Source organism: Caballeronia sp. (assembly GCF_049581465.1).
Classification (GTDB): Bacteria; Pseudomonadota; Gammaproteobacteria; order Burkholderiales; family Burkholderiaceae; genus Caballeronia.
In genome coordinates, this window is sequence record NZ_JBAUSA010001123.1 from 1 (window position 1) to 9,975 (window position 9,975).

General features: G+C 60.5%; 7 protein-coding genes and 1 pseudogene. 5 read left to right on the forward strand and 3 right to left on the reverse strand.

Translation table 11 applies throughout. The features are described from left to right. Window positions 1-26: 26 nt before the first annotated feature. Genes queF through ilvA form a run of 3 tightly spaced genes read right to left on the reverse strand, consistent with a single transcriptional unit; the run spans window position 27 to window position 3,290 of the window. Window positions 27-857 (reverse strand): NADPH-dependent 7-cyano-7-deazaguanine reductase QueF, encoded by an 831-nt coding sequence (gene queF / locus WCA53_RS27455; RefSeq protein WP_423918206.1) that lies wholly within the window; start codon window positions 855-857, stop codon window positions 27-29. After that, the gene (locus WCA53_RS27460; RefSeq protein WP_423918209.1) at window positions 854-1,759 is read right to left on the reverse strand and encodes a 5'-nucleotidase; all 906 of its coding nucleotides are present in this window, start codon (window positions 1,757-1,759) and stop codon (window positions 854-856) included. Before WCA53_RS27460 ends, queF begins: the two co-directional genes overlap by 4 nt. 7 nt (window positions 1,760-1,766) lie before the next feature. Next, on the reverse strand, window positions 1,767-3,290 hold the full coding sequence (gene ilvA, locus WCA53_RS27465) for a threonine ammonia-lyase, biosynthetic (RefSeq protein ID WP_423918212.1): 1,524 nt from the start codon (window positions 3,288-3,290) through the stop codon (window positions 1,767-1,769). 570 nt (window positions 3,291-3,860) lie between these two features. Here ilvA and WCA53_RS27470 point away from each other — a divergent pair. From WCA53_RS27470 to WCA53_RS27490, 5 genes and pseudogenes are all read left to right on the forward strand, one after another. Continuing rightward, on the forward strand, window positions 3,861-7,943 hold the full coding sequence (locus WCA53_RS27470; RefSeq protein ID WP_423918215.1) for a DUF3683 domain-containing protein: 4,083 nt from the start codon (window positions 3,861-3,863) through the stop codon (window positions 7,941-7,943). Between the two features lie 36 nt (window positions 7,944-7,979). Continuing rightward, window positions 7,980-8,408: an HIT family protein gene (locus WCA53_RS27475; RefSeq protein WP_423918220.1), complete on the forward strand. Its 429-nt coding sequence runs from the start codon at window positions 7,980-7,982 to the stop codon at window positions 8,406-8,408. Between the two features lie 58 nt (window positions 8,409-8,466). Continuing rightward, window positions 8,467-8,877, forward strand: coding sequence for a gamma-butyrobetaine hydroxylase-like domain-containing protein (locus WCA53_RS27480; protein WP_423918225.1), 411 nt, complete (start codon window positions 8,467-8,469; stop codon window positions 8,875-8,877). Window positions 8,878-8,975: 98 nt separating this feature from the next. Further along, a complete protein-coding gene (ubiE, locus tag WCA53_RS27485; RefSeq protein ID WP_423918228.1) occupies window positions 8,976-9,707 on the forward strand; it encodes a bifunctional demethylmenaquinone methyltransferase/2-methoxy-6-polyprenyl-1,4-benzoquinol methylase UbiE in 732 nt (243 codons plus the stop codon). A gap of 26 nt (window positions 9,708-9,733) precedes the next feature. Beyond that, window positions 9,734-9,975: pseudogene (locus tag WCA53_RS27490) on the forward strand (hypothetical protein); the annotation flags it as partial.

Below are 9,975 nucleotides of genomic sequence, written 5' to 3' on the forward strand. Positions count from 1 at the left end.
CGGGCGGACGCCCGCGCGAAGCGCTTTTACTGCCGTGCCAGCCGCGCATTATCCGGCAACGGCAGATTGAAGTTAGTCCGGAACGGATTGATATCCAATCCGCCGCGCCGCGTATATCGCGCATAAACCGCCAGTCGTTGCGGCTTACATGCCCGCATCACGTCCATGAAGATCCGCTCGACGCATTGCTCATGGAATCCCGTATGTTCGCGATAAGAAATGATATATCGCAATAATCCGGCGTGATCGATCGGCGCACCGACATAGCGAATTTGCACGCTGCCCCAATCCGGTTGCCCGGTCACCGGGCAATTCGATTTCAGCAGATTCGAAAATAGCGTTTCATCGACGGGCGCTTCATCAAAAGAGGCGCGCAACAGCGAAGGATCGGGCGAATAAACATCAGCGTCCAGATCCAGCCGATCCAGCGACAGCCCTTCAAACTCCTCCATCTTGAGTTTCACTGCAAACTCATAAGGCGCCACAAGCTGCACGGAAACATTCGCACCGCAAACCGCGGAAACATCCTTGCGAATCGCAGCCCGAACCTCGTCGATGGAATCAAACGCGGTCTGCGCGAAAGACCCGAGATACAGCTTGAACGACTTCGATTCGACAATATTCGGCGACTCCGCCGACACGATGAACGTCGCCACCGCGATCTGCGGTTTGCCCTTCTGGTTTAGCCATGAAAGCTCATAGGCGTTCCAGATATCGGTGCCGAAGAACGGCAACGGCGCCGGCACGCCGATAGCTTCGCGCCCAGCCGCACGCTCGATGGGAAACAGCAGGGTCGGATCGTAGTGGTCGATATACGAAACCGGCTTGCCAAGGGGAGAGTGTTCGGGTGTGTTCATGGTGCGTTCGATATGCCACTCGGAACGTGTCCCGTCGCCGTCACGACGCGGGCCGATTCGCAATGGCCAATTTGGTCGTCGAAGAAGAAATCGGGTTCGAACTCGGCCAAAAACGGGCCCTTGTCCAATCCACCGAGGAACATCGCTTCGTCGATTTCGATATTCCATGCCATCAACGTCCGGATCGCCCGTTCGTGCGCGGGCGCCGACCGCGCCGTCACAAGTGCCGTGCGTATGCGCATCCGCGACGTCTCGTGACTAAGTTTTTGCAGCTTGTGAAGCGATTCCAGCAAAGGCTTCAACGGCCCATTCGCCAACGGCAGATCCTTCTTCCCCACCTCGTGCGTCACGAACGCAGGCAATCCCTGCGATTGGAACACCCGCTCGGCTTCATCGGAGAAAAGCACGGCGTCGCCGTCGAAAGCGATTCGAATTTCGTCAGGATACCGGCTCGCGGCAAGCGGCGCTTGCGGCAACACATGCGCGGCGGGAAACCCCGCGTCGAGCGCCGCGCGGACATCGGCGGAATTGGCGGAGAGGAAAAGCGCCGCCCGAAATGGTTCGAGATACTTGAACGGCGACCGCCCACGCGTGAAAACCCCGCGCTCGATTGCCAAGCCGTGTTCCTTGCACGAACTGAACGCGCGCAATCCGCTAATCGGGTCGCTACGCGACAGGATCACCACTTCTACGCGCTGCTCGCCCGCCACGTTCAACGCGAGCAACTTTTCGATCAGCGAAAACGCAATGCCCGGTTTGGCAGCAACTTTCAGCCGCGAACGCTGGAGCGCCTCGTATTGCCGCAGATCGCCGGCTTCGTAGACCTCGTTTTCTTCCTCAAAATCGAACAGCGCGCGCGACGAAATCGCGACCACGAGCTTGTCGTCCAGCGTGAACGCCACGCCCGCGTCAGGCGAGGAACAGCTGGTACACGGGGTTCGCGCCTTCGTCCCACCATTGATAGCCCAAGGTGGAGAGGAATCGCTCGAACTGCGAATTCTCCGTAGCGGGCACCTGAATGCCGACGAGGATCGAACTCGTGTCCGCGCCCTGGTTCCGATAGTGGAACAGGCTGATATTCCAGTTCGGCGCCATCGATGAGAGGAATTTCATCAGCGCGCCCGGCCGCTCGGGAAACTCGAAACGCAGCAGGCGTTCGTCCTGCGCGAGCGGCGAGTGGCCACCGACCATATAGCGGATGTGCTGCTTGGAAAGCTCGTCGTGGCTTAGATCGACTGTCGCGAAACCATGTTCGATGAACGCGTTCGTCATCTGCGTGGCCTCACCGCGCTTCTTGATCTGCACGCCGACGAAAATATGGGCGGCGTTTGCATCGGCGATACGGTAGTTGAACTCGGTCACGCTGCGATCGCCGACAAGCTCGCAGAAGCGCCGGAAACTACCGCGTTCCTCAGGAATCGTCACCGCGAAAACGGCTTCACGCGCTTCGCCCACTTCGGCCCGCTCCGCGACAAAGCGCATCCGGTCGAAGTTCATGTTCGCGCCCGACGTGATGGCGATCAGCGTCACGCCTTCCAGTCCTTCTCGCTCGGCATAAAGCTTTGCGCCCGCGACGGCCAGCGATCCAGCCGGTTCCAGGACGCTGCGCGTGTCCTGGAAGACGTCCTTGATCGCGGCGCACAGTGCGTCGGTGTCGACCGTGACGATTTCGTCCAGATACTCACGACACAGCCGGAATGTTTCCTCACCAACGAGCTTGACCGCTGTGCCATCGGAGAAAAGTCCGACTTCCGGCAGCGTCACGCGCTCGCCGGCTTTAATCGATTGCGCCATCGCGCACGAATCCAGGGTCTGCACGCCGATCACCCGGATTTCGGGGCGCAGGGCTTTCACGTAGGCCGAAACGCCTGCTGCCAGGCCGCCGCCGCCGATCGGCACGAAGATCGCGTGGATCGGGCCCTGGTGCTGGCGTAGGATTTCCATCGCGACGGTGCCTTGGCCGGCGATCACGTCGGGGTCGTCGAACGGATGGACGAACGTCAGGCCGCGTTCTTCTTGTAGTTTGACCGCGTGGCCGTACGCGTCACTGTAGGAATCGCCGTGCTGCACGATTTCCACGGTGGGGCCGCCGAATGCGCGCATTGCGTCGATCTTGACCTGGGGCGTGGTCACCGGAATCACGATGACCGCCTTGCAGCCGAGCCGTGTCGCGGAATACGCGACGCCCTGCGCATGATTGCCCGCCGACGCCGTAATCACGCCGCGCGCGAGGACATCGGCGGAAAGCTGGGCCATTTTGTTGTACGCGCCGCGAATCTTGAACGAGAACACCGGCTGGTTGTCCTCGCGCTTGAGGTAAATCGAGTTGTGCATCCGCGCCGACAGGATGCGGGCGGGCTCGAGTTCGCTTTCGCGCGCGACATCGTAGACGCGGGCTGTCAGGACTTTCTTCAGGTAATCAGGATGTGCCATGCCGGGACCGTTCGCGCCGGGACTGTGTGACCCCGCAACGCGCCATGTTGGTGTGCGAAAACGGCAATGATAGCGTGATGGGCCCTCGTGGGCGGTTCTGGTGGCCGGGGGAGGGTGAGGCGGTTGTGCTGGCGGCGAGTGTGCGGCAAGCGGGACCCCTCCCCCTGCTCAACGCCGAAAACCTCAAAATAACTTCCAAAACTGGCTGGCATAAAGCCCTTCAACGCGCTAGCCGGCGCAAACGGCGAACCTATCGATGGGTTAGAATTCCTTTTTCGATACAGGATCGGAAGATGCAACGGCAGTCCCGTACCGACCTATGTGTGCATGTCCCTCGCGGGCCGCACTGCGCTGCCCACGCCGCAGGCGAGCGGCAGGCGCGTCATGCGCGATCGTGGCGCTGATTCCGGCTACCTCGAAGGTCGCGCGCCGCCTGGCATCTGACGTCAGCGGCCGCCTTCAAAAAAATAAGTCTCATTCGAAAAACTGCGCTTCCCCGCGCAATGCCGGCTTTGGCGCTGCTCGTGCCCGTCACGTCAGCGCGTGCGCCGGCTTACCGAACTGTCGAACATGAACGCACCCCAAGTCTTCGATCCGAACGGCGCCGCGCATGCCGTGGCTCTGGATACCGAACCGCGCCTGCGCGAGATTCCGTATAACTACACCTCGTTTTCCGATCGTGAGATCGTGATGCGACTCCTCGGCGACGAAGCCTGGAGCGCGCTCGCCATGTTGCGCAGCGAACGCCGTACAGGCCGCTCGGCGCGGATGCTGTACGAAGTGCTCGGGGACATCTGGGTGGTGCGCCGCAATCCCTATTTGCAGGACGATCTGCTCGACAACCCGAAACGCCGCGCGCTGCTGATCGAAGCGCTGCACCATCGGCTGAGCGATATCGACAAGCGTCGCCGGGCGGATCTCTCCGCGCATCAGGACGACGCCGGCCGCGACCGCGCTGCGCGCGTCGAATTGCTGATCGCTGCCGCCTGCCGCGCGGTCGAAGATTTCAAGAAAGAGTTCGAGCAGACCTACGACTTGCGCAAGAAGGCGTCGAAGGTGCTGGGTCGCGTGACGGAAAAGGACAACATCAAGTTCGATGGCTTGTCGCGCGTCTCTCACGTGACGGATGCGACCGACTGGCGCGTGGAATATCCGTTCGTCGTGTTGACGCCGGATACGGAGGCCGAAATCGCTGGCATGATCAAAGCGTGTTTCGAACTCGGCCTGACCGTGATTCCGCGTGGAGGCGGCACCGGCTACACCGGCGGCGCGATCCCGCTCACGCCGTTCGCCGCGGTCATCAACACGGAAAAACTCGAACAACTCGGGCCGGTTGAACTGACCGACTTGCCGGGCGTCGACCACAAGGTCGCCACCATTTTCTCGGGCGCGGGCGTGGTCACGCGACGCGTAACGGAAGCCGCCGAACAGGCCGGTTTCGTATTCGCGGTCGATCCGACGTCGCTGGATGCATCGTGCGTCGGCGGCAATGTGGCGATGAACGCGGGCGGCAAAAAGGCCGTGCTGTGGGGCACCGCGCTGGATAACCTCGCCTGGTGGCGCATGGTCGACCCGGAAGGCAACTGGCTCGAAGTCACGCGCCTGGATCACAACTGCGGCAAGATTCACGATATCCCGGTCGCGCGCTTCAGGCTCGACTGGTTCGATGGATCGAAGGCGCCGGGCGAGAAATTGCTGCGCACAGAAGCGCTCGATATTGCCGGCAGCAAGTTCCGCAAGGAAGGGCTGGGCAAGGACGTGACGGACAAGTTCCTGTCGGGTCTGCCGGGCGTGCAAAAGGAAGGCTGCGACGGCCTCATCACGTCAGCGCGCTGGATTCTCCACAAGATGCCGGCGAACACGCGCACCGTCTGCCTCGAATTTTTCGGCCAGGCGCGCGACGCGATTCCGAGCATCGTGGAGATCAAGGATTACTTGTTCGAAACGTCGAAGAAGGGCGGCGCGATTCTCGCGGGTCTCGAGCACCTCGACGAACGCTATCTGCGCGCAGTCGGATATGCGACCAAGAGCAAGCGCAACGCATTTCCGAAGATGGTGTTGATCGGCGACATTGTCGGAGACGATGCCGACGCGGTGGCTCAAGCGACCTCCGAAGTCGTACGCATGGCGAACGGCAAGAGCGGTGAAGGCTTCGTCGCGGTCAACGCCGAGGCGCGCAAGCGTTTCTGGCTCGACCGGTCGCGCACGGCCGCGATCGCAAAGCACACGAACGCGTTCAAGATCAATGAAGACGTGGTGATCCCGCTCAACCGCATGGGCGAGTACACGGACGGGATCGAGCGGATCAACATCGAGTTGTCGATCAAGAACAAGCTGCAACTCGTCGATGCGCTGGAAGCGTTCTTCAAGACCGGCAAGTTGCCGCTCGGCAAAAGCGACGACGCCAACGAAATTCCGAGCGCGGAACTGCTGGAAGATCGCGTTCAGCAGGCGCTCGAATTGTTGCAACGGGTGCGTGCGCGCTGGACGTTTGTCGGCGAGAAGCTGGATATGCCGGTGCGTGAGGCGCAGCACTACATGGTTCAGCTCGGCTACGCGCCGCTGGCCGAGAAACTGGCGGATCGGGTGGACCAACAGCCGGGCGCTCACGTCTTCGATATCGCGCAGGACCGCACCGTACGCATCTCGTGGAAGCAGGAAATCCGCGCCGAACTGCGCCAGATTTTCAATGGCGGCGAGTTCAAGCCGATCCTCGAAGAGGCGCAGAACATCCATAAGCAGGTACTGCGTGGCCGCGTGTTTGTCGCGCTGCACATGCACGCCGGCGATGGCAACGTGCACACCAACATCCCAGTCAACTCCGACAACTACGAGATGCTGCAGGATGCGCACGCCGCGGTGGCGCGGATCATGAAGCTGGCGCGCGATCTGGATGGCGTGATTTCGGGCGAACACGGCATCGGGATCACGAAGCTTGAGTTCCTGACGGAAGAGGAAATCGGCGAATTCCGGGCGTACAAGCAACGCGTCGATCCGAATGGCCGTTTCAACGCGGGCAAGCTGCTGCCGGGCGCCGATTTGCGTAACGCGTACACGCCGAGCTTCGGCTTGATGGGCTATGAATCGCTGATCATGCAGCAGTCGGATATTGGCGCAATCTCGGATTCGATCAAGGATTGCCTGCGCTGCGGCAAGTGCAAGCCGGTCTGCGCGACCCACGTGCCGCGGGCCAATCTGCTCTATAGCCCGCGCAACAAGATTCTCGCGACATCGCTGCTGATCGAGGCGTTCCTGTATGAAGAGCAGACGCGTCGTGGGGTATCGATCAAGCACTGGGATGAGTTCAACGACGTCGCCGATCACTGCACGGTGTGTCACAAGTGCGTGACGCCGTGCCCGGTAAAGATCGATTTCGGCGATGTCACCATGAACATGCGCAATCTGCTGCGCAAGATGGGCAAGAAGAAGTTCAATCCGGGCAATGCGGCCGGCATGTTCTTCCTCAACGCCACGAATCCGCAGACCATCAACCTTGCCCGCACGGCAATGATGGGTATCGGCTACAAGGCGCAGCGCCTGGGCAATGACGTGCTGAAGCGGTTCACGAAGAAGCAGACGGCAAAACCGCCTGCTACGGTCGGCAAGCCGCCGGTCACGCAGCAGGTGATCCACTTCATGAACAAGAAGATGCCGGGCAACCTGCCGAAGAAAACGGCGCGCGCGCTTCTTGATATTGAAGACAACAAGATCGTGCCGATCATCCGGAACCCGAAGACAACCACCGCCGATACCGAAGCGGTCTTCTACTTCCCGGGCTGCGGCTCGGAGCGGCTGTTCTCGCAGGTTGGCCTCGCGACGCAAGCAATGCTGTGGGAAGCGGGCGTCCAGACGGTGTTGCCACCGGGCTACTTGTGCTGCGGCTATCCGCAGCGTGGCGCGGGCCAGTTCGACAAGGCCGAGAAGATCGTCACCGATAATCGCGTGTTGTTCCATCGCGTGGCGAACACGTTGAATTACCTCGACATCAAGACGGTGGTGGTGTCGTGCGGAACCTGCTACGACCAACTGGCCGGTTACGAATTCGAGAAGATTTTCCCCGGTTGCCGGATCATCGATATCCACGAATTCCTGCTTGAGAAGAACATCAAGCTGGAAGGCGTGGCGGGCACGCGCTACATGTATCACGACCCGTGTCACTCGCCGATCAAGACGATGGACCCGGTGAAGCTGGTGAACGAGCTGATGGGTTCGGCGAACGACGGCTACACCATCGAGAAGAATGACCGATGCTGCGGCGAGTCGGGCACGCTGGCGGTCACGCGGCCGGACATATCGACCCAAGTCCGCTTCCGCAAGGAAGAGGAAATCCGCAAGGGGGCGGCCAAGTTGCGCGACATTCCGCTGGTCGGGTCAAAAACGGGCTCGAATGGGGGCGGTACGGCGATTGCTGGGGCCACGGCATCAGGTTCCGCGGCGAACGCCGGCGACGGTCCCCAACCGAGCGGCACCGACGTCAAGATCCTCACTAGCTGCCCATCGTGCCTGCAAGGTTTGTCGCGCTTCAACGAGGACGCCGGCATCGAGTCGGATTACATCGTCGTGGAAATCGCTCGCAAGGTGCTCGGTGCGAGCTGGATGGAAGACTACGTCGCCCGTGCTAACGATGGCGGGATCGAGCGCGTGCTGGTGTAATAGCGGAACCGGGGCTTGTTTCGCTAGAGGAAAATAATGGACTGTGTCTTTTGCCGTGAAGACGGCGGCGAAGTCTTGTGGTCGGACGGCGCATTGCGCGTCGTCCTTGCCGACGAGCCCGAGTGGCCCGGCTTTTGTCGCGTGATCTGGCAGGCGCACGTGGCCGAAATGTCCGATCTCGACGACGCCGCGCGCCACCAGATCATGGCGGCCGTGAATGGCGTCGAGCGGGCGATCCGGCGCGTGTTATCGCCGGCAAAGGTGAATCTGGCGAGCCTTGGCAACCAGGTCCCGCACGTTCACTGGCATGTCATTCCGCGCCATTCCAACGACTCCCGTTTCCCGCTGCCCATTTGGGCACCGCGCCAGCGCACGGTGTCACATGCGCTGCTGTCCAATCGGCGCGCGCAGGCTACGCTGTTGCGCGAAGCGGTGCGCCACGAAATGACACTGGCGTTCGGCTAACTTCGCTGGCTTGGCGTCACTCGCAACCGTCGCCGGCTTACGTCACCAAGGGCTCACCATGAGCGGACTTACCAAACAAACGCCGATCCCGACGGGTATCGTCGTGCATTCGAAATCCCGGGCTCTCGAGTTGCAATACGCAAATGACGAGTCATACCGCCTGCCTTTCGAGTTGCTGCGCGTGTATTCACCGTCGGCGGAAGTCCAGGGTCACGGTCCGGGACAAGAAACGCTGCAAACCGGCAAGCGGGACGTCACGCTCGTTTCGGTCGAACCAGTGGGCCATTACGCGCTTCAATTGAATTTCTCCGACGGCCACAATACCGGCATTTATTCGTGGGATATCCTTCGGGACCTCGCGGTGCGTCAGGACGAACTCTGGCGTAACTATTTGGCCAAACTTGAAGCGGCCGGCGTGGACCGCGATACGCCGATGGCGCCCAAGGCGTCCGGCGGGCATCGCCACTAAGTAAACTTAATATAGCGCGGCGTTTTGCCGCAGCATTCGGCTTGTCGCCTGGCATCGGGCGTGCCGTTGACAACACGAACAACATTAGGACGAACGCGATGAGCAAGACCCACTTCGGTTTTGAAACGGTCGACGAACAGGAAAAAGCGAAGAAGGTCGCGGGTGTGTTCCATTCGGTCGCGAGCAACTACGATTTGATGAACGACGTGATGTCCGGCGGGCTGCATCGCGTGTGGAAGCTCTTCACAATCGGCCAGGCAAAGGTTCGGCCGGGCTACAAAGTCCTCGATCTGGCCGGTGGGACGGGCGATCTGGCGAAAGCGTTTGCGAAACAGGCGGGCGAAAAAGGCGAGGTCTGGCACACCGATATCAACGAATCAATGTTGCGCGTTGGCCGCGATCGACTTCTGGACAAGGGTATCAACACGCCGACGCTGCTCTGCGACGCCGAAAAAATTCCGTTCCCGAATAATTATTTCGATGTGGTTACGGTGGCCTTCGGGCTTCGCAACATGACGCACAAGGAAGGTGCATTGGCGGAGATGTATCGGATACTGAAGCCGGGTGGCAGGGTACTCGTACTGGAATTTTCGAAAGTATGGGATCCGCTGAAAAAGGCCTACGATATCTACAGTTTCAAGGTATTGCCGTGGCTTGGCGAGAAGTTCGCCAAAGATGCCGACAGTTACCGTTATCTCGCTGAGTCGATCCGCATGCATCCGGATCAGGAAACTTTGAAAACGATGATGGAACGCGCAGGGCTGGATCGAGTCGAATATTACAATTTGTCAGGTGGCGTGGTAGCGTTACACGTCGGGACCAAATTTTAGTGTTCCACTTTTTATGAGGATTCGAAATGTCCGATTCGCGCTTACCCCAAGCTCGGGGTTTCCTGAAGCCGTTGTTCAGGAAAGCCGGGGTGTTTGCGCTGGCTGGCGTAATCATTGCCGGTGCCCTGTTAAGTGAAGATGCAGAGGCGCGCCGGCTGGCTGGCGGCCGCAGCATTGGACGGCAGTCGACGACGGCGCAACAAGCCACGCCACCTTCTCCCGCGCAGTCAGGCCAGGCGGCCAACGCGCAGCGCGCAGCGCCCGCACC